At 71.5% G+C, this 19881-nt stretch carries 17 protein-coding genes; 8 read left to right on the plus strand and 9 right to left on the minus strand.

The features are described 5' to 3' along the window. A partial coding sequence (locus DP939_RS46140) for a hypothetical protein (protein WP_199565114.1) occupies positions 1-215 on the plus strand: 215 nt, incomplete at its 5' end. A 34-nt stretch (positions 216-249) separates the two neighbouring features. Here DP939_RS46140 and DP939_RS12015 read toward each other — a convergent pair. From DP939_RS12015 to DP939_RS12030, 4 genes are all read right to left on the minus strand, one after another. Continuing rightward, a complete protein-coding gene (locus DP939_RS12015) occupies positions 250-663 on the minus strand; it encodes an HIT family protein (RefSeq protein WP_318656279.1) in 414 nt (137 codons plus the stop codon). Between the two features lie 51 nt (positions 664-714). Beyond that, the gene (locus DP939_RS12020) at positions 715-1131 is read right to left on the minus strand and encodes a hypothetical protein (RefSeq protein WP_147267961.1); all 417 of its coding nucleotides are present in this window, start codon (positions 1129-1131) and stop codon (positions 715-717) included. A 121-nt stretch (positions 1132-1252) separates the two neighbouring features. Beyond that, positions 1253-2191, minus strand: a complete 939-nt coding sequence (locus DP939_RS12025; RefSeq protein ID WP_113980763.1) for a diacylglycerol/lipid kinase family protein — start codon at positions 2189-2191, stop codon at positions 1253-1255. Positions 2192-2333: 142 nt separating this feature from the next. Continuing rightward, positions 2334-5018 (minus strand): immune inhibitor A domain-containing protein, encoded by a 2685-nt coding sequence (locus tag DP939_RS12030; protein ID WP_225878237.1) that lies wholly within the window; start codon positions 5016-5018, stop codon positions 2334-2336. 472 nt (positions 5019-5490) lie between these two features. On the opposite strand from DP939_RS12030, the gene DP939_RS12035 reads away from it, so the two are divergent. The 6 genes from DP939_RS12035 (at position 5491) to DP939_RS12060 (ending at position 11309) form a co-directional block, all read left to right on the plus strand. Next, on the plus strand, positions 5491-6858 hold the full coding sequence (locus DP939_RS12035; protein ID WP_225878188.1) for an FAD-binding oxidoreductase: 1368 nt from the start codon (positions 5491-5493) through the stop codon (positions 6856-6858). 120 nt (positions 6859-6978) lie between these two features. Further along, positions 6979-8688, plus strand: coding sequence for a serine/threonine-protein kinase (locus DP939_RS12040; RefSeq protein WP_113981130.1), 1710 nt, complete (start codon positions 6979-6981; stop codon positions 8686-8688). A gap of 94 nt (positions 8689-8782) precedes the next feature. Then, on the plus strand, positions 8783-9559 hold the full coding sequence (locus DP939_RS12045) for an enoyl-CoA hydratase-related protein (protein WP_113980765.1): 777 nt from the start codon (positions 8783-8785) through the stop codon (positions 9557-9559). Positions 9560-9724: 165 nt separating this feature from the next. Next, positions 9725-9934 (plus strand): hypothetical protein, encoded by a 210-nt coding sequence (locus DP939_RS12050; RefSeq protein ID WP_113980766.1) that lies wholly within the window; start codon positions 9725-9727, stop codon positions 9932-9934. 179 nt (positions 9935-10113) lie between these two features. Further along, on the plus strand, positions 10114-10974 hold the full coding sequence (locus DP939_RS12055) for a helix-turn-helix domain-containing protein (protein WP_113980767.1): 861 nt from the start codon (positions 10114-10116) through the stop codon (positions 10972-10974). 74 nt (positions 10975-11048) lie between these two features. After that, the gene (locus tag DP939_RS12060; protein WP_113980768.1) at positions 11049-11309 is read left to right on the plus strand and encodes a hypothetical protein; all 261 of its coding nucleotides are present in this window, start codon (positions 11049-11051) and stop codon (positions 11307-11309) included. A gap of 1 nt (position 11310) precedes the next feature. On the opposite strand, the gene DP939_RS12065 is transcribed toward DP939_RS12060, so the two are convergent. Genes DP939_RS12065 through DP939_RS12080 form a run of 4 tightly spaced genes read right to left on the minus strand, consistent with a single transcriptional unit; the run spans position 11311 to position 16576 of the window. Next, the gene (locus DP939_RS12065; RefSeq protein WP_225878189.1) at positions 11311-13305 is read right to left on the minus strand and encodes an ArnT family glycosyltransferase; all 1995 of its coding nucleotides are present in this window, start codon (positions 13303-13305) and stop codon (positions 11311-11313) included. Beyond that, entirely contained in the window at positions 13302-14447 is a 1146-nt protein-coding gene (locus DP939_RS12070; RefSeq protein ID WP_113980769.1) for a bifunctional glycosyltransferase family 2/GtrA family protein, read from the minus strand. The genes DP939_RS12065 and DP939_RS12070 overlap by 4 nt, the downstream gene beginning before the upstream one ends. A 39-nt stretch (positions 14448-14486) precedes the next feature. Beyond that, positions 14487-15878: a sensor histidine kinase gene (locus tag DP939_RS12075; protein ID WP_225878190.1), complete on the minus strand. Its 1392-nt coding sequence runs from the start codon at positions 15876-15878 to the stop codon at positions 14487-14489. Then, entirely contained in the window at positions 15875-16576 is a 702-nt protein-coding gene (locus DP939_RS12080; RefSeq protein WP_113980770.1) for a response regulator transcription factor, read from the minus strand. Before DP939_RS12080 ends, DP939_RS12075 begins: the two co-directional genes overlap by 4 nt. A 333-nt stretch (positions 16577-16909) precedes the next feature. On the opposite strand from DP939_RS12080, the gene DP939_RS12085 reads away from it, so the two are divergent. Next, complete coding sequence (locus DP939_RS12085) at positions 16910-18697, plus strand: hypothetical protein (RefSeq protein ID WP_113980771.1); 1788 nt, start codon at positions 16910-16912, stop codon at positions 18695-18697. Positions 18698-18722: 25 nt separating this feature from the next. Here DP939_RS12085 and DP939_RS12090 read toward each other — a convergent pair whose 3' ends face one another. After that, positions 18723-19877, minus strand: a complete 1155-nt coding sequence (locus DP939_RS12090; protein WP_113980772.1) for an acyl-CoA dehydrogenase family protein — start codon at positions 19875-19877, stop codon at positions 18723-18725. Between the last annotated feature and the right edge of the window lie 4 nt (positions 19878-19881).

Consider the following 19881-nt stretch of genomic DNA (forward strand, 5'->3'; position numbering starts at 1 on the left):
TCCGCCACGCCCTGGCGGCTCGCGGCCAGGCCAAGATGGACGGCTTGTACGCCGGACGGCCCGCCGTGCCCACCGGCAAGCTCATCCTCGACGCGCTGGCCGGTATCCGGCTGATCCCGGGCACCGGCCAATCACCCCCGATCATCCCGCACCCCACCGATCTCCAACTCGATCTCCTGGACCTCCTCGACATCGATCCACGAGACCTCCGCTGAAGATCACTCACGTGCGGAAAACGGGGCTAGCCGGTCAGCCGGGCAGCGCGGAGCGGATCTTCTCCGCGTAGGAGGCCGCCTCCGCCTCGTCGGCGTACTTCATCCTGGGCCAGAAGAACCCGCGCAGGCCGTCCTTGCGGTTGCGGGGCACCACGTGGACGTGCAGGTGGGCGACGCTCTGGCTGATCCGGTTGTTCATCGCCACGAACGTGCCCGCGGCCGACAGGCCCTCCTCCACGGCGGCGGCCACGGTCTGTACCCGCTGGAAGAACGGCCCCACGGCCGGGACCGGCAGGTCGGTCAGGGTCTCGGCGTGCTCGCGCGGGACGACCAGCACATGACCCTTGAACACCGGCCTGGTGTCCAGGAAGGCCACCGCGACCTCGTCGTCCAGCACGATCTGCGCGGGCTGCGCGCCCGCGGCGATGGCACAGAAAAGGCACTCCACGCCCCTCAGTCTGTCAGCTCGGTCTGTCGGCCCGGCGGCACTCGCCGGCCCTCAGCGGCGGCGGAGCAGGCGGCGGGCGATCAGGGCGACCGCGGTGCCCGCCGCGATCAGCATGAACTTCGTCGGCCTGCGCCGCCGCCGGAACTCGTCGCGGATGTCGGCCGCGGCCTCGCGGACCCGGTCGGTGTCGCCGGTGGAGCGGGTGCGGTCCAGGCCCGCGGGGGCCGATGTCCCCGCGATCGGTTCGCCGCTCCCCCGGCCCGAGGCGGGGGTGGGCACGCCGGTGTCCTCGCCGGTGCCGCGGTGGGCCTCTCTGGCGGCCTCTGTGCCCTCGTCGCGCTGGGTGGGCGGGACGTTCAGCGAACCGCTCTCATCGGCCCGTACGGCCTCGCCCACGGGGTGCCTGCGGGCCCCCACCTCACCCGCGGTGTGCCGTGAGGGCGGCCCGCCCGGATCGGTCTCGCTCATCTCGAACCTCCACATGACTCGACCCGTCGAATCTCGAAAAGTCGGGGAATGTGGGGATCCGTCTACCCAGGACAGAGCGGGCAAACCAGACGCCCGCTCGGCGGTGCTCCCAGCGGTCCGCTCAGCGGTCGTCGAAGCTCTCGGGGACCATCACCCGCAGGCCGTTCGGCACCGTGCGCAGGGTCAGCGGGGTGCTCAGCCGTACCTCGCCGTCCACGTCGGCGGCCATCGGCGGGTCGGTCTCCAGCAGCATCTCCCCGCCGACGACGAACGGCCCGCCCGCCAGGCTGCGCCAGCGCCCGCTGACCGCCCTGACCATGGTCTCCAGCAGCAGCCGCAGCCGCTTGCCCGAACCGAGCTGGTAGGCCACCAGCGTGCCGTTGTCGATGCTCATGTCCCTGGCCACCTGCCAGCCGCCGTGGAACCGGCCGTTGGCCACGTTGAGCTGATGGGTCAGCAGTTCGTGGCGGCGGCCGTCCACCGTGATGTAGGCGCGGAAGGGCCGGTGGCGCGGGAGTACGGCGAGGGCGGTCAGCGGATAGGCCGCGCGCCCGATCAGCCGCTTGACCCACGGACGTACCGTGCCCGCGACCTCGACCGACACCCCGAAGCTCGCCAGGTTGGCGAAGGGCCGGTCGCCCGCCATGCCGACGTCCACGTCGGCGACCTTGCCGGTGCGGAACACCTCGGCCGCGCCCGCCAGGTCGAGCGGCAGGCCCAGGCTGCGGGCGAAGTTGTTGGTGGTGCCCAGCGGCAGCACGCCGAGCGCGACGTCACGCTGGGCCAGGTGCCTGACCGCGCTGCTCAGGGTGCCGTCGCCACCGCCGACGATCAGCAGGTCGGGGCCGAGGGCCAGGGCGCTCTCCAGCGTCTGGCGCAGCCGCTTGGGGTTGACCACCGCGTGGACCGCCATGGGGTTCAGGCCCTTGGCATCCAGCAGGCGCAGCACCTCGGGAAAGCGGCGGCGACCACGGCGCGAGTGGGTGTTGACCACCACGGCGATCTTGCGGTCGGTTTTGATGGCCGCGGTGTGCTCGTCCTTGCTGCGCTGCTCGCTCACGCTTCCCCTCACCCGGTACGGCCGGGCGACCTGCCCGTTTTCCGAGCACATCGTACGGCTCTCACGCGAACGCGTCGCCGCGGCCGGGGAGACCGGCCACGGCGACGCGTCTTCGATCAGCGAAATCGATCCGCGCGACCCACTACTTCTTGGGCGGGGTCACCTGGATCAGGGCGGCGAGGTTGCCGGGCAGCGGCGTGAGCAGCCGGAGCTGGACGCCGAGCGCCTTCTTCTCGTCGCCGGGGTTGCCGGAGCCGAGCACGTGGTTGCCGGAGATGACCTGGCCGTACAGCTCCTTGGCGGGAGTGCCGTCCACGTTCACGACGCGCGTGGAGTAGGCCTCGTCGTTCTTGGAGGGCACGACCACCGAGGCGTCGCCGTCACGGTAGTACAGGCCGTCCTCGCGCACCTCGATGCCCGGGTACCAGGTCTTGGCGTCGGTGAAGTGCGGCACGGCCGGGAGCGCCGCGAACTTGGTGCAGTACTCGCTGAACGGCTCGTCGGCCGCCTCCAGGCACTCGGTGAACGGGTAGGTCTTCTTGAAGGAGAAGGCCGCGTTGGAGGTCTGGACCCGGCCCTGGAGGTTCTTGCTCAGGTTGGGGTCCTTCTCGGCGGCCACGCCGGTGCGCCGCAGCGGCTCGTAGTGCGAGTCGACCAGCAGCAGGCTGCCCTTGGGGCCGATGCTCGGCGGGGCGCCGATGGTGTCGGCGATGTTGTTGGTGGTGTGCGTGGAGTCGCGGTACCAGACCAGCATGCCGGGGGCGTTGTACTTGACCTTCTCCACCTTCCACGCGCCGTCACGCAGGTAGGAGGTGTCGTAGGCGTACTGCAGGCCCTTGTCGAAGCCGTCCAGGTTGCGCCACTCGGCGAGGTAGAACCGGTCGATGGTGCGAAGGCCGTCGTTCTGGTTCCAGCCGGCGCCGTGGGTGTTGGTGTGCGTGCCGCCCATGGTCAGCCAGCCGTTGGCGCCGTTCTCGACGTCGTCGCTCCAGACGGTCTCGGTGCCGTTGGTGAGCGCGAAGTCGTCCGCGTGCCAGCCGCGCGGGGTGAAGGCCGCGTCGCTGTTGTAGGTCAGCCTGAGCTTGATCGTCTTACCGGCGAACGGGGTCAGGTTGACGTAGTCGTGCCGCCAGCCGTCGGTGTTGCCGGTCAGGCCGTACTTCTTGTTGCCGAAGGTGGCGAGGTTCTTGTTCGGGTCGGGGTAACCGTCGGGGGTGGTCACCTCGGTGCCGGCCTCGTCGTAAACCTTCTGCTGGGTCCAGGTGGCGCCGTCGTCGGTGGACACCTCGATGAAGCCGTAGTCCCAGTCGGCCTCGATCTCGTAGTTGTTCCACAGCCAGAACTTCACGTCGGTGCCGTTCGGCACTTGGACGTCGCGGGCCAGCTTGACGTCGGCCCACTCCTGGTCCAGGTTGGACCACCAGGTCTTGGTCCCGCTGTGCGGCTTGACCATCGCCAGCGGCTCGCTCGCAAGGTTCACCCGCACACCGTCTTCGGTGTACTTCGGCGTGCGCGAGGTCTGGCCGACGGGCACGACCCGCGACTTGTCACCGGGGTCGAACGTCTTCGGGTTCGCCCAGCCGAGCACCCACTTGTCCCACAGGCCCATGTGGGTCGGCATGGACTGGAAGATCGGGCCCGAGTGGGAGCCGCTGGACATCAGGTCCCAGAAGTCGACCGCGCTCTCGGCGTTGCCGGAGGTGTCGTACAGGTCGGGCAGGCCCAGGTCGTGACCGTACTCGTGGGCGAACACGCCGACGCCGGAGTCCTCCGGCTGCACGATGTAGTTGGAGATCTTCTTGCTGGTGCCGGGGATGACGTGGCCGCCCGCCACCGCGCTGGAGTGCGCCCAGATGGCGTACGTGCCCTGGTCGCCGCCGTCACCGGACTTGTCCGCGCCGGCGTGGACCAGCACGAGGTGGTCGATCACGCCGTCGGGCTCGACGTAGTTGCCGTCGCCGTCGGCGTCGGAGATGTCCTCAAGGTCGTAGTCGGCCCAGGGGAAGTTCGGCTGCTGGGCCGCCAGGACGTTCACCGCGTCGATCGCGAGCTGGGCCGCGCCGACCTTGTTGTCCGGGTGGCCGGACATGTCCTGGGAGGCTCCGCCACAGGCGGCGGCGCCGTACCACGCCTCGGAGTGCGGGGCCTTGATCCAGCCGACGGCCTCGCCGGTGACCGAGTAGGCGCCCTTGGACATCTCCTCGTACATGTTCTTCATGGTGTAGCCGGAGATGTCGATGCCCGGCTTGCCGTCGGGGCCCTTGAGGTCCTTGCGGACCCGCTCGGTGATGCCCGACTTGGTGTACAGCATCTTGTTGAAGTGCGCGGGGCTGAAGTCCGGCACCCAGAAGCTGTTGTTGTCCTTCTTGGGCAGCGTGGCGGGGTCGGGCAGATTGTTGTGGAGCGGGCCATTGAGCAGCGTGCCGGGCGGCTCGGTGACGCAGTCGCTGGCGGGGCTGCCGATCACGCGCGGACGCTTGAAGCCGGAGAAGTCGTCATTGGCGTTCTCGTTGAACTCCACGAGCAGCGTGAGCAGCTTGGCCGTCCGCGTCTGCTTGGACTTCTTGAAGATCCACTCCGCGGGGTTCTTCCCGGTCCTGAACGCCTCGCGCTCCCGCTGCGCGAGGATCCGGCCGGTGACCGGGTTACCGCTGGAGAATTTCCGGTCCACCTTCTCGGCCGGAGACAGCGAACGGGCCCGATCGTCGAGCGAGCGCTCGTCGTGCTCCTGCTGCACGCGGGGAGCGGCGTAGTTGATGTAATGGTCGGCGGCGCTCGGCTGGTAGCGGGCGACCGACGCGTCCGAAGGAGCGGCGGCTCCCACCACCGTCAATCCGGCGGCGGTTAAGCCGATCGCTGGAACGAGCGCGAGTAGGCGCCGCCCGGCGCCCCTGCCTCTGCTGGACAACAGACTGTTCCTCCCTCGCCCGGGTTTACCGGGCACAAGTCCTGGCATACCGGGTGTCAGCATGCCGTCGCCGGATCTCTGCGACGCCTGTGACGCGGCACCTAGAAATCCGCAATCGGGACGTTAGAGGAGAAGGTAAACCAGGAGTAAACCGGATTCTGTATGTTGCGGAATTGTGATCAATATGCAGTACAAAAGGGGCAAATATGGATAATTCCGGCGGCTATTCGCCTAGCTGAGGGATTTCCATAGCACAGCCCTGGTGGTGCCCTGTTCGGTCGCTCGGCCGGCCGGTTGCCGGAGCCACCTGCCCGATGGGAAACGGAACGCCGTACCGCCACACGGAAGGCCGGGTGCGGGTCGCGAAAGGGCGCCGCGTAGAGTCGCAGACGTGACCGGCTCCACCATTGATCTCCTTGCCAAGGCCCTCCCCGATGGGCGAGTGCTCACCGACCCCGACGTGACCGACTCCTACTCCCGCGACCGGACCTTCCTCACGCCCGGCGCGGCGCTCGGCGTGGTCCTCGCGCAGAGCCGCGACGACGTGATCGAGACGATGCGGTGGGCGACCGCGCACCGGGTGCCCGTCGTACCGCGCGGCGCGGGCACCGGCCTGGCCGGTGGAGCCACGGCGAGCGAGGGCTGCGTGGTCCTCTCCGTGGCGAAGATGGCGCAGATCAAAGAACTCTCCCCCGCCGACGAGATCGCGGTCGTCGAGCCCGGCGTGATCACCGCCGACCTCGACGCCGCCGCCAGGGAGCACGGGCTGATGTACGCGCCCGACCCCTCCTCCTACGAGATCTCCACGGTCGGCGGCAACCTCGCCACCAACGCGGGGGGCCTGCGCTGCGTCAAGTACGGCGTGACCCGCGACTCGGCCCTCGGCCTGGAAGTGGTGCTCGCCGACGGCCAGGTGCTCAACACCGGCCGCCGCACCGTCAAGGGCGTCACCGGTTACGACCTGACCGGGCTGTTCGTTGGGTCGGAGGGCACGCTGGGCGTGATCACCTCGGCCACGGTACGGCTGCGCCGCGCCCCGCTCGTCCCGCCCGCCACGATCGCCGCGGAGTTCACCTCGCTGCGCGACGCCGCCTCGGCGGTTTCGGCGATCATCGCCGCGGGCTGCCAGCCCTCGCTGCTCGAACTGCTCGACCGGGCCACGCTCAAGGCCATCGACGACTGGCGCAACATCGGCCTGGAGGCGGGCGTGGCGGCCATGCTGATCGCCCAGTCCGACGCCACGGACGGCCAGACCGCGGCCCGGCGGATGCACGACCTCTGCATGGAGAACGGCGCGTCGTTCGTCGCCGTGTCGGACAGCCCGGCCGAGACCGAGGAACTGATCGGCATCCGCCGGATGGCCTACTCGGCCAAGGAGCGCCTGGGCAACTGCCTGGTCGAGGACGTCTGCGTGCCGCGTTCCGCGCTGCCGGACATGATGACCGCCATCGAGGCCGCCGCGGCCAAGCACGACGTGCTGATCTGCACGGTCGCGCACGCGGGCGACGGCAACCTGCACCCGGTGTTCGTCTTCGACCACGGCGTCCCCGAGCCGCCGCAGAACGTCTGGGACGCGGCCGACGAGGTCTTCCGGACCGCTTTGGACCTCGGCGGCACGCTCACCGGGGAGCACGGCGTGGGCCTGCTCAAGCGGCGCTGGCTGGAACTGGAGACCGGCCCGCTGGCGAGCGGCATCAACGCGGGCATCAAGAAGGTGTTCGATCCGCTGGGCATCCTCAACCCCGGCAAGGCCATCTGAACACCGGCCCGGCCCATCCCCCGCGCTGTCGCCGTTCGCACCCGCCCCACGGCGCACACTGGTAGCGTGACATGCCAAACTTAGGCATTTTCAGGTGATTTGTCGGGGGTGGAGCAACCGGTGCAGGCCTGGCCGCTGAGCACAGAAGATCCGCGCCGCCTGGGCTCCTTCGAGCTGGTCGGCAGGCTCGGTGAAGGCGGCCAAGGGGTCGTCTACCTGGGCCGCGGCCCGGCGGGCGAGCAGGTCGCGGTCAAGCTCCTGCACAGCGGCCTGACCGCCGACGAGGAGGCGCGGACGCGGTTCCTGCGCGAGGTGGCGCTGGCCCAGCGGGTGGCCCGCTTCTGCACCGCCCCGGTACTGCACGCCGACCTCGCGGGCAACCGCCCTTACATCGTCAGCGAGTACGTCCCCGGCCCCTCGCTCCGCGAACTCGTGGACCGCGAGGGGCCGCGCCGGGGCGGGGCGCTGGAACGGCTGGCCATCGCCACCGCCACCGCGCTGGCCGCCATCCACCGGGCCGGGATCCTGCACCGCGACCTGAAGCCCGCCAACGTGCTGATGGGCCCGGAAGGGCCGGTGGTCATCGACTTCGGCATCGCCAGGGCCCTGGACGCGCCGGGCACCACCGCGACCGGCATGGCCATCGGCACGCCGTCGTACCTGGCCCCGGAACAGCTCGCGGGCGAGCCGGTCTCCCCCGCCTCCGACGTGTTCGCCTGGGGCGTCACGATGGTGTTCGCCGCGACCGGGCGACCGGCGTTCGGCCAGGACTCCATCCCGGTGGTGATGAACCGGATTCTGCACAGCGATCCGGACATGGGCGACCTCACCGGGCCGATCCGCGACGTCGTGGCGGCCTGCCTGTCCAAGGACCCGTCCCTGCGGCCGATGGCCGAGAATCTGGTCGGGCACCTGACCGGGCAGACGGCGGGGCCGCTGCGCACGATCGTGCCGGGCGCCGAGGTGCCCACCGGGCCGCTGAAGACGCCTCGGCGCGGCGGCCGGGGCAAGCGGCCCGCGGTACTGGTCGCGGCCCTGGCGGCGGGCGTGGTGGTCCTGGGCGGCGGGTCGGTGGTGCTCGCCAAGACCGGGACGCTCACCCTGATGGCCGACAGCCTCACCCCGGGCACGCCGCAGGCCGCCAGTACCGTGCGGGAGCGGGCCGTCCCGCCGAGCAAGGCCGAACCGCCGCCGCCGACCCCCGAGACCGGCGACTGGGAGTCGGCCGCGCCGCCGCGTAAGACCCGCGCGCCGCACGACCCGCCGGGCGACCACCCGGCCAGCCGTGCCGCGGAGCGGGCGAACGAGCCCGCGTCCCGGCGTACCAAGACCCCCAAGCCCGAGCCGACGCGCACGCCCGCCAAGCCCACGCCGAGCGCGACGGCCGGGCCGCCCGAGCCCAGCGCCAAGCCCACGATCAAGCCGACCACCAAACCCACCAGCAGGCCCACCAGCAGGCCGTCCCCGACGAGGACCACCGCGTCGCCCAAGCCACAGCCCAAGCCGAATCCGCACACCCCCGCGGGCGTCTGCGGCTCCGGCTACAAGGTGATCAACTCCCACGGGCTCGGCGGCGGCGCCACCGTGTACCTGCTCTACAGTGCCGCGGCGGGCCGCAACTGCGTGGTGACGATGTCGAAGTACGTCGTGCCGGCCAAGGCCGCGATGAGCGCCACGCTCCAGGTGAAGGGCGGCGGCTCGGCCGGCGACAGCGGCAGGTTCACCGCCTACGCGGGCCCGGTGCGGCTGGCCGCCGCCAAGAGGTGCGTCATGTGGGGCGGCTCCTTCGGGTCGGCCCGCTGGACCAGCGGCTGGAGCCACTGCGGCTGACCCCGGCGATCCGGGAGGCCCATGATCGGGCACGCGCCGCCGCATGCGAGAGTTGAAGCCCCCGAGGCAGCGCACGATCGGATGGTGGGTTGACGTGGAAGAACTGGTGCACGCGCAGGCGGCCGACGGCGTGGCGACGATCACGATGGACTCGCCGCGCAACCGGAACGCCCTGTCCACGCGGTTGCTCGACGAGCTGGACGGCCGGCTGCGCCGGGCACTGGACGACGACGGCGTGCGGGTCGTCGTGCTCACCGCGACCGGAACGGTCTTCTGCTCGGGGGCCGACCTGAAGGAGCAGCGGGCCCCGGAGCCCGGCCTGCCCGCGTCCGCGCCGGTGACCGGGGCGCTCCCGGAGATCATGACCCTGCTGTGGAACAGCCCCAAACCGGCCATCTGCCGGCTCAACGGCACGGCCCGCGCCGGGGGGCTCGGCCTGGTCGCGGCCTGCGACTTCGCCATCGCGCCGCGGTCGGCGTCGTTCGCGTTCAGCGAGGTACGGCTGGGCGTGGTGCCGGCGATGATCTCGGTCACCGTGCTGCGCCGGGTGGAGCCGCGCGCCGCGGCGGAGTACTTCCTGACCGGCGAGGTCTTCGATGCCGACCGGGCCGCGGAGATCGGGCTGCTCACCAGGGCCGTGCCGGACGACGAGCTGGACACCACGGTCGAGCACTACGCCCGGATGCTGCGCCTCGGCGGCCCGGAGGCGCTGGCGATCACCAAGCGCCTGGTCCGCGAGGTGCCCGCGCTGCCGATCGAGGAGGGCCTGCGCCGGATGGCCGCGCTCTCCGCCGAACGCTTCACCTCCGCCGAGGGCCAGGAGGGCATCGGCGCCTTCGCCGAGAAGCGCCCGCCGTCCTGGGTCCGCTGACGCTCGCACGGCTGCGCAGATGTGCATAGGTGGCGTGGCGTGCGCGGCGTTGCAGTTTTGTGACCGTAATTTATACCTTCTGGGTAGCTATAAAGATCCCATCCTCATAGATCGCTACAATTGCGCGCAATTGCAATGCGAGGTCCGCTCGGGGAAGGATCGATCATGCGTCTGCGATTCCTCGGTTCCACGTCCGAGGCGGGAGCCTGCCCGTCGCTCTACGAGACCGATCGGGGCACCATCGTCGTCCAGGGCATGCGGGTCACCGACGGCGAGGCCCTGGGTGACCTGCGTGACGTGCTCGAAGGCGAGACCGTCGTCGAGATCCCCCGGGAACTGCTCACGGAGGTGGCCAAGCGGGTCCTCGGCCGCTGAACGCGCGATGGGGCGCGGGAGTGCCAGGGGCGCGTGAATGCGCGTTGATCACGATTCGGGCGCGCCCTCTGGATAGAACGGCGGGCGCGGTCTACTGTCTTCCGCATTCGTGACTCCTCGGACCGGAGCGACAGGGTCCTGGCGTCGCCGGCCGTCCGGCGCCCCACCCGGAGGTAGGTTTGAGCAGCTTCCAGCAGGCCCGGATCGACTTGGGCATGCACCTCCGGCAACTACGCGAGGCCGCCCACCTGTCGGGCAAGGAGCTCGCCGAACGCCTCGCCTGGCAGCCGTCGAAGGTCTCCCGGCTGGAGAACGCCCGGCAGACGGCCTCCGAGGACGACGTGGTGGTGTGGGCGCAGGCGGTGGACGCCCCGCCCGAGGTCGTGGACAAGCTGATCGCCCAGGTGATCAGCCTGGTCGAGCGGCACGACTCCTGGCGGCAGCGGCATCGCAGCGGGCTGGCCGCCATCCAGGAGGACATGCGCGACCTTGAGGCCCGGACGCAGCTATTCCGGGTGTTCGAGCCGGGCCTGGTCATCGGGCTGCTGCAGACGGCCGAGTACGCGCGCAACGTCTTCGCGAAGGTCAAGCGCCTCTACAGTGCGGCCGAGGAGATCGACGCGGCGATCCGGGTGCGGATGCAGCGGCAGGAGATCCTGTACGACGGCAGGCGGCGGTTCCGGTTTCTGATGCCGGAGGCCGCGCTGCGCTACCGGCTCGCGCCGCTCAACGTGATGCGCGGCCAGTTGGATCGGCTGCTCGCGGTGAGCACGCTGCCGAACGTGGAGTTCGGGGTGGTGCCGTTCGAGGCGCCGCTCCCCTCGGCCGTGCTGAACGGATTCTGGATCTACAACGAGACGCTCGTCGGCGTCGCCACCCGGACCAAGGAGCTGATGCTCCGCGATCCGGAGGACATCGCCTTCTATGGACGTGTGTTCGAAGAGTTCTGCGAGATCGCGGCGTTCGACGACGAAGCCCGCGCGGTGATCGTTCGTGTGCTGGACGACTTCGACCGCCAGACCGAAACTGCCACGGACTAAATGCCGCAATTGCTTGCCTGGCCCCATTGATCGTGCAATCCTGTCGCGAGAAAAAGTTGCGGAGGTGACTCACGATGATGGACACACTGTCCTGTCTTGAGCGCTTCGCCGGTGCCACCCGGCGGCATGCCGATCTTTCGGTGCAGAGCATCGCCCTGAACAGCGACCCGGCTTACGTGTGCGTCCGCAACCGGTTCAGCTCGACGCTGTTCGAGACGGTCACCTGCTCCGACGGCGCGTTCGTGACCTCATGGGGCTACCGCCTGGGCGACATGGACGACGTCGACGCCGCCGCCGACCGGCTGGCCTTCCTGCTGGCCGCGCTCCCCGCCTGAATCACCCCCCGCAGCGATAGACCCGCGTGCCATCGCCCCGCCGCCCCTTGGGGGTCGGCTCCAGCTTGGGCCAGCCGGGTGGACGCCGCTCGCCGTACTCGACGGGATCGACCGGCGCGCAGGTGGCCTCCACCCACTGGGTGAGCCCGCGGTCACCACGGTTCGCGGCCCGCACCCCACCACCGGGGACCACATAGCGCAACCGCCCGGCCGCGACCAGATCGCGCAACCGTTCCACGGTCATCGCCGGATCGGACCCGAGGAACCCGCCCATCGCCAGCGCCGGCCGCCCGGTGTCCAGAATCACCTGCGCGGCGGGCTGCGCGTTCCCGAACGCGGCCAGCCACGTCGCCCCGCCCTGATTGTGCTTCAGATACGCGATCAGCCCTTCGCTCACCCGCCCCTCAAAGCCCCCGGGCCGACCCCCGAACCCGACGGCCTTCGAAACCCGCGACGCCCCCAGCACCCCCGGCGGCAGCCCCGGAATCGGCCCCACCTCAGGCCCTGCCGTGGGATTCCCCCCACTCACCGCCGCCCCGAGCGGCATCACCGCAAACGCCGCAGGCCCCCCAAGCCCCACCACCACCGCCGCGCCCGGGACCAATACCCGGAGCCATGCCGGCCCCACCCGGGCGAGCGTGCGCAGGGTCAGGGCGGCTGTGATGGCTGTTGAGGTGGCTGCCAGGGTCCAGGGGAGCCAGGGGGCGAACTCTGGGGTGCGGCGGAGGACGGTGAACGCCCAGGCGGTGGTCAGGGCGATGCAGGCCGGGGGGAGGCAGGCCCAGGCCCTGGAATGGGTGCGGGCGCGCCAGAGCAGGACCGCGCCGATGCCGCTGAGGGCGGCGATGGCCGGAGCCATCACGGCCGTGTAGTAGGGGTGGAAGACCCCGCTGGTGAAGCTGAAGACCAGCAGGTGGGCCACCAGCCAGCCACCCCACAGGGACAGTGCCGCGCGGACCGGCTCGGTGCGGCGCCCGCCCTCGTGCGGGAAGCCCGCGGTGGGCACCCGCGACAGGATGAGGGGGCCCGCGACGAGCGCGATGAGGGCGAAGGGCAGCAGCCAGGAGATCTGGCCGGCGACCAGGTCGTTGAACATCCGCCCCGGACCGGGGTCTCCGCCGAAGGCGGGCGGGTGGTGGGTGCCCGCCTGTGCGCCGAGGAAGCGGCCCAGGCCGTTGTAGCCGATCACCAGGTCCCACATGCTGTTGTGGGTGCTGCCGCCCACGAAGGGGCGGTCGGCGGCGGGCCACAGGTCGACGATGGTCATCCACCAGGCGCTGGAGACCAGCAGTGCCGCCCCGGCCGCCGCCAGCGCGCGCAGCCTGCGGGCCAGGGAGCCAGGGGCCGCGTAGAGGTAGACCCCGGCGAAGGCGGGCAGCACCAGGTACGCCTGGAGCATCTTGGTGTTGAAGGCCAGGCCGACGAGCACGGCGCAGAGCAGCAGCGGGCGGATCCGCCCGTCGCGCAGCGCGGCCAGGCAGGCGCAGGCGGCCCCGGTGAGCAGCAGCACCAGGATCGGGTCGGGGTTGTTGTCGCGGTTGATCGCCACGGTGATCGGCGTCAGCGCCAGCACCAGCGCGGCCAGGTGGGCCGCGACGCGCCCGGGGCGGCCGGGGACGCTGCGGCGCACCGCCGTGTGCAGCAGCCAGACGGTGGCCACGCCCGCCGCCGCCTGCGGGAGCAGCAGGCTCCAGCTCGACAGGCCGAAGACCCGCACGGACAGGCCCGTCACCCACAGCGCGAGCGGCGGCTTGTCGACCGTGATGAACGACCCGGCGTCCAGCGCGCCGAAGAAGAACGCCTTCCAGCTCTGCGTGCCGGACAGCGCCGCCGCGGAGTAGTAGGTGTTGGCGTGCCCGTTGCGGCCGAGGCCCCAGGTGTAGAGCACGGTGGCCAGCGCCAGAACGGCGGCCGGCGGAAGCCGGGACAGCAGCGCCCGGGCGCGGGACGTGGGGCCCGGGGCGAGGCCGGGCCCGGTGGTCGTGGCGGCGCTCAACGCAACCCCCGGTTGATCGGGCGGCGCAGGTTGAACACCCAGGTGCGCAGCAGCAGGAAGCGGACCAGAGTGGCCAGCCCGTTGGCGGCGACCACCGCGCCGACCTCGGCCAGGGTGGTGGCGTGCGGCGCGACGAAGTCGAGCAGGGCCAGGCCGCCGGTGCTCAGCCCGAGCCCGATGACGAACGCCACACCGCCTTCGAGCTGGTGCCGCACCGCCCCGGCCCGCCCGGTGACACCGAAGGTGAACCGCCGGTTGGCGGCGGTGTTGGCCATGGCGGTGAGGAACAGCGCGAGCGCGTTGGCGGCGACCGCGGGCACCAACTGGCGCAGCGCCACGAACAGCCCGAGGTGCGCCAGGGTGCTGATCCCGCCGATCAACGCGAAGATCGGGAGCTGCCTGGTCGCGCCGGTCATCGCCACGCGGACCACGCCGCGCAGGTCGTCGAGCGCGGTCTTGAGGATGTCGACCCGGCTGTCGGGGTCGTCGACCCAGTCGACGGGGATCTCGTGGATGCGCAGGCCGTGCCGCTCGGCGAGCAGCAGCAGCTCGGTGTCGAAGAACCACTCCTCGTCGCGCACCGAGGGCAGCAGCGCCTGGGCGACCTCGGCGCGCACGGCCTTGAACCCGCACTGGGCGTCGGAGAACCGCGCGCCCAGGACCGACCGCAGCAGCAGGTTGTAGCCCCTGGAGATCACCTCGCGCTTGGGGCCGCGCACGACATTGGCCGAGGCGTCGAGCCTGGTGCCGATCGCCAGGTCGCTGTGCCCGGACAGCAGCGGGGCCACCAGCGGCAGGAAGGCGTCCAGGTCGGTGGACAGATCGACGTCCATGTAGGCGACGACGTCGGCGTCGCTCTGGCTCCACACCCGGCGCAGCGCCCTGCCCCGGCCCTTCTCCGCGATGCGGACCGCCCGCACGTCGCCGAGATCGCGCGCGACGCGGGTGGCCACCTCCCAGGTGGCGTCGGTGCTGGCGTTGTCGGCGATCGTGATCCGGAAGGCGAAGGGGAACGCGGCCGACAGATATCCGTGCAACCGGCGGACGCTGTCCTCCAGCACCCGCTGTTCGTTGTGCACGGGAATGACGATCTCGACCAGCCGCGTCCGCGGTGGCGCACCCGTCAACTCGTTCATGCTCATGGCCCCCACGCTGGGGACCAGATATTTGACAGGGGTGAGTCAATTGTTAACGGGAGATGAGAAAACCACGCCGGGGAGGGACATCCATGCCTCCGCGCCGCCTCCCTGGGCGTTGGCCATGCCCGCCTCGCCGCCCACGTCGCGGGCCGCCTGCGCGACGATGGCCAGGCCGAGCCCGGAACCGGGCAGGCTGCGGGCCGTGGGCGAGCGCCAGAAGCGGTCGAAGACGTGTTCGAGGTCTTCGGCGGGCACGCCGGGCCCGTGGTCGCGCACGGTGAGCCTGCCCTCGCGCAGCCGCACCTCCACCGTGCCGCCCGGCGGACTGAACTTCACGGCGTTGTCCAGAAGGTTCATCACCGCTCTGGACAGGGTGGGGGCGTGCCCGGTGACGTGCCAGGGCGACAGGTCGATCGTCACATGGACGGCGGGCGCGCGCAGCCGAGCCCGGGCCACCGCGACGCCCACCAGGTCGTGGAAGGCGATCGGCTCGCCCGGCTTGTGGTCGCCTTCGGGCCTGGCGAGCTGGAGCAGGTCGCCGACCAGCGTGGACAGCTCCTCGAACTGCGCCTTCAGGCTGCCGAGCAGCCGCCGTTTGGCCGCGGGGTCGATCGCCCGCCCGGTGTGCTCGCTGCGCAGCAGCAGGTCGATGTTGGCGCGCAGGCTGGTGAGCGGGGTGCGCAGCTCGTGCCCGGCGTCGGTGATCAGCCGCCGCTGCCGGTCGCGGGAACGGGCCAGGGCGCTGGTCATCGAGTTGAACGCGGCCCCGAGGCGGGCGATCTCGTCGGTGCCCTCGACGGGGATGCGGGTGGCGAGGTCGCCGGTCCGGCCGACGTGCTCGACCGCGCCGGTCAGCTTGCCGACCGGGCGCAGGGCGGTGCGGGAGATCAGCAGCCCGACGGAGGCCGCGCCCAAAGCCCCGAGCGCCGCCACGGTCGCCAGGAGCCCGGCCAGGCGGGCCAGGGTGGAGTGCAGCTCGGCGAGCGAGCGCGACTCCATGACGGCCACCCCGGGGGCGATCTGCTGGGTCTTGACGCGCACGGCCATGCCGGAGTCGGTCGTGGCGTCCTTGATCACCTTACCGCCGTGCGCGGCGATGGCGCGGTCGGCGGCGGTGACCGGCAGGCCGCCGGGGCTGAGGACGCAGCGCCGGCCGTCGGCCGCGTAGATGAACTGCAGCGGCGGGACATAGGCGCGCAGCGGGTCGCCCCTGGCCGCCCTGGGGTCGGCGCAGTGCTTGAGGATCATGGCGATGTCCTGGGCGCGCTTGCGGGCGCCCTCCGGGCCGGGCGGGCCCTGGAGGCCGCGGTCCAGGTGCTTGACCATCTCGCCGCGCACGATGATCCAGCACGCCACCGCGCAGACCGCGATCGCCACCGCGACCGCCGCGGCCACCAGCACGGTGAGCCGGGAGCGCAGGGTGCGACCGATCACTGCGCGGCCCGCAGGACGTAGCCCACGCCGCGCACGGTGTGGATCAGCCGCGGCAGCCCGCCCGCCTCGGTCTTGCGCCGGAGGTACATCACGTAGACGTCGAGGGAGTTGGAGGCGGGCTCGAAGTCGAACCCCCACACCTCGCTGAGGATCTGCTCGCGGGTGAGCACCTGCCTGGGGTGCAGCAGGAAGAACTCCAGCAGCAGGTATTCGGTGCGGGTCAGCTCCAGCGGACGCCCCGCACGGCTGACCTCGCGGCCCGCGGTGTCCATCGTGAGGTCGCCGAAGGCCAGCAGGACCTCGTCCGCGTCGTCGTCGCGCGCCCCGGGCGGCTCGCCGCGGCGCAGCAGGGCGCGCACCCGGGCCAGCAGCTCGTCCAGCTCGAACGGCTTGACCAGGTAGTCGTCGGCCCCGGCGTCCAGCCCGCTGACACGGTCGCCGACCGTCTCCCTGGCGGTGAGCATCAGCACCGGCACCCGGTTGCCCGCGGCGCGCAGCCTGCGGCACGCGGTCAGCCCGTCGATCCGCGGCATCATCACATCCAGCAGCACCGCGTCGTAGCGCTCGCGGGCGAGCGCGTCGAGGGCGGCCATGCCGTCGGCGGCCACCCCGACGGTGTAGCCCTCGAACTCCAGCGTCGCCGAAAGCGCCTCACGCAGCGCGGGCTCATCGTCTACGACCAGTAGTCGCGCGGTCACGAAGCAAAACCTAACCGCGCCTGATGAGAAACGCGTTAAAGCCGGCGGCCCATATGGACGGGCAGGTCAGGAGGCCGGAGTGACCACCAGCGTGCCGTGGGGGTGGCGTGGCGGGAAGGCGGGATGTACCGCGTGGGGCCGGGCGGGGGGCATGCGGCGCACCTTAACATCCATTGGGACAGGGAGCGGCAGATTGCAATAGAAGCCGCTAGATACGCGATTCCACCGATTCCACCGCCAACGAGCTTTACCCTATTGACACCAATTGATAGCTTGCGGCGTAGGCTGCACCATTAGCCACACGCGTCACTCTGGGGAGGTTGCGGTCTGCCGATGGACGCCGAGTCATCGATCTGCCTGAGCGATCTGGTTCCGGCTCTGCGCTGGAGCCGGCCCAAGCAGGTCGCCGAAGTTCTGGCCGACCCCCGACTGCCTTCCGGCTGGTGGGCCTCCGTGACACTGCCTCGCGCGATCGCCGTGATGGGGCTGGACTGGCTCTGCGACCGGCTCGCGCGCCTGTCCGCGTCCCGGTGGGATCATCTCCCGCTGACCGACGTGCTGCCCGCCCTGCAGACGCTCACCATGCCCGAGCCGGTCCACTGGCCGGCCCAGGCGCGCGCGGTGGTGGACCGGCTCGGCGGGTGGGCGACCGTGTGCAGGCTCACGCCGGGCGACCTCGTGACACCGGCCGCGGCGGCCTCCACCGCACTGGAGGTCATCATCGGCGCGGTCTTCCGTGAGGTGCTGACGCGGATACCGGCGCACCCCTCGGCGGACCGCCCGGCCGCACAGGCCCCAGCGCATCCCGTACCGGCGCAGCCTGTACCGGCACAAGCGGCCACGACCGGCGAGCCAGCCGCCGCGCTGCCGCGCCGCCCGGCCGCGCAGGCCCCCGCGCCTCAGCAACAGGCCCCCGCCCCGGCGCCACAGCCGCAGCAGGCCCGTCAGGCCCCGCCCGGGCAGCCCGCACCGCCCGTGCAGCAGCCTGCACCGCCCGCACAGCCCTACCCCGCGCCCGCGTCCGAGGGCGCGGCGGCGACCGCGGAGTTCCCGCTCATCGGCCTGCTGGACGGCATGTTCAGAAGCTGGGAGCCGCTGGAACAGGCCGTCGCGGTGGAACGGCTGTTCGCCGCCGACCCGATCAGCCTGCGCGCGCTGGCGCACCGGCTGGGCGTGGACCGCGAAGTGCTCTCCCAGGCCCAGCGCCGGGCCGAGGAGCAGGTGCTGCACTGGCTGCGCTCGCCGGAGTCCTCGCCGCTGACCGGGCACCTGTTCCGGCTCACCGAGTGGCTGGGCGCGGCGGCCACCGAGGAGCAACTGATCGGGGCCGACCCCGCGCACCCCATCGAGGTGCCCGTGCTGCGCACCCAGCTCTGGCGGGTGCTGGTCACGCTGATGCCCGACCGGCGGCTGCAGGACGGCTGGCTGGTCGTCGGCGACCTCGGCGGGCTGCGCGAACGCACCCGGCAGATGCTCGCGGGCAAACCGGCGGACGCCGACGTGGTGGAGATGCTCACCCAGCTCGGCATCCGCGCGCATTCGGCCAGGGCGTGGCTGGAGGCGCTGCAGACCGACGCCCCCGCGCACGACCCCGCCCGGCACGACCAGGAGGCGATGGGCGGCGGCGCGCCGCCGAACCAGCCGCTGCCCCGCCGTACACCGGGGGCCAACGGGCACAACCGGGAGGGCCGCCCGGTCCCCCAGGTCAACCCCGCGTCGATCGATCCGAGCGCGGCACTGGCGACGCTCTCCGCACTGTCCGGCAGCGGACGCCCGCACCTGACCCCCGGCCAGCGGGCGGGCGCGCCGTCCGCTCCCCCGCCCCCGCCGCCGAGCCCCACGTCGGACCCGCGGCGCTGGCAGCGGATCGAGGTCACCAGCGAGCATCTGCGCGGCGAGCCGGTGGCCGTGCCCGAGGGCTACGCGGCCCAGCTCGGCATGCGCCCGGGCACGCTGCTGTCGGTCACCGGGCCGGGCGACAACGCCGTGGTGCTGGTCTGGCGAGATCGCCAGCCGGTCTTCGACTCGCTGCAGCCGGTGCTGATGCGGCTGAACGCGCGGCCGGGCGACCAGGTCTACGTCACGGTGGACGGCTACCGCCTGGACGCCCAGCTCACCTGACGAGGCGCGCGCAGGGCCTGTGCGCTCACAGAGCGGACAGGCCCAGCTCCCTGGCGATCAGCATGCGCTGCACCTCGCTGGTCCCCTCGCCGATCTCCAGGATCTTGGCGTCGCGGTAGAAGCGGCCGACCGGGAACTCGTTCATGAAGCCGTAGCCGCCGAAGATCTGGGTGGCCTCCCTGGCGTTGTCCATCGCGGCGTTGCTGGAGACCAGCTTGGCGATGGCCGCCTCCTTCTTGAACGGCTCGCCGGCCAGCATCTTCTCGGCCGCGTGGTAGTAGGCCAGCCGGGCGGTGTGCGCGCGGGCCTCCATGTCGGCGATCTTGAACTGGATGGCCTGGTAGTGGCCGATGGGGTGGCCGAACGCCCGGCGTTCGCGGACGTAGCGCAGCGACTCGTCCACGCAGCCCTGGGCCAGGCCCACCGACAGGGCGGCGATGGCGATCCGGCCCTCGTCCAGGGTCTGGAGGAACTGCGCGTACCCCCGCCCCCGCTGGCCCAGCAGGTTGCCCGCCGGGACCCGGCAGTCGGCGAAGGACAGCTCCCTGGTGTCGGAGGCCGACCAGCCGACCTTGGAGTACTTCTTCGACACCGTGAAGCCCGGAGTGCCCGACGGCACCAGGATCGTGGAGATCTCCGGACGCCCGCCCTCGGTGGTGCCGGTGATGGCCGCGACCGCCACGACGCCGGTGATGTCGGTGCCGGAGTTGGTGATGAACGCCTTGGTCCCGTTGATCACCCACTCGTCGCCGTCCAGGTGGGCCTTGGTGCGCATGCCGCCCGGTACGTCGGACCCGCCGCCCGGCTCGGTCAGCCCGAACGCGCCCAGCATCTCCCCCGCCGCCAGCCCGGGCAGCCAGCGGGCGCGCTGCTCGTCGTCGCCGAAGCGGTAGATCGGCATCGCGCCCAGCGACACCGCCGCCTCAAGGGTGATCGACACGCTGGAGTCGACCCTGGCCAGTTCCTCCAGGGCCAGGCAGAGCGCGAAGTAGTCGCCGCCCATGCCGCCGTGCTCCTCGGGGATGGGCAGCCCGAACAGGCCCATCGCGCCCATCTGGCGGACGATGTCGTAGGGGAACTCCTCCCGCTCGTAGTAGTCGCCGATCACGGGGGCGACCACGTCACGGGCGAAGCCCTCCACGGTCTTGCGCAGGTCCTCGTATTCGTCGCTGAGCTTCATGAGA

The sequence above is a fragment of the Spongiactinospora rosea genome (genome assembly GCF_003315795.1).
Classification (GTDB): Bacteria; Actinomycetota; Actinomycetes; order Streptosporangiales; family Streptosporangiaceae; genus Spongiactinospora; species Spongiactinospora rosea.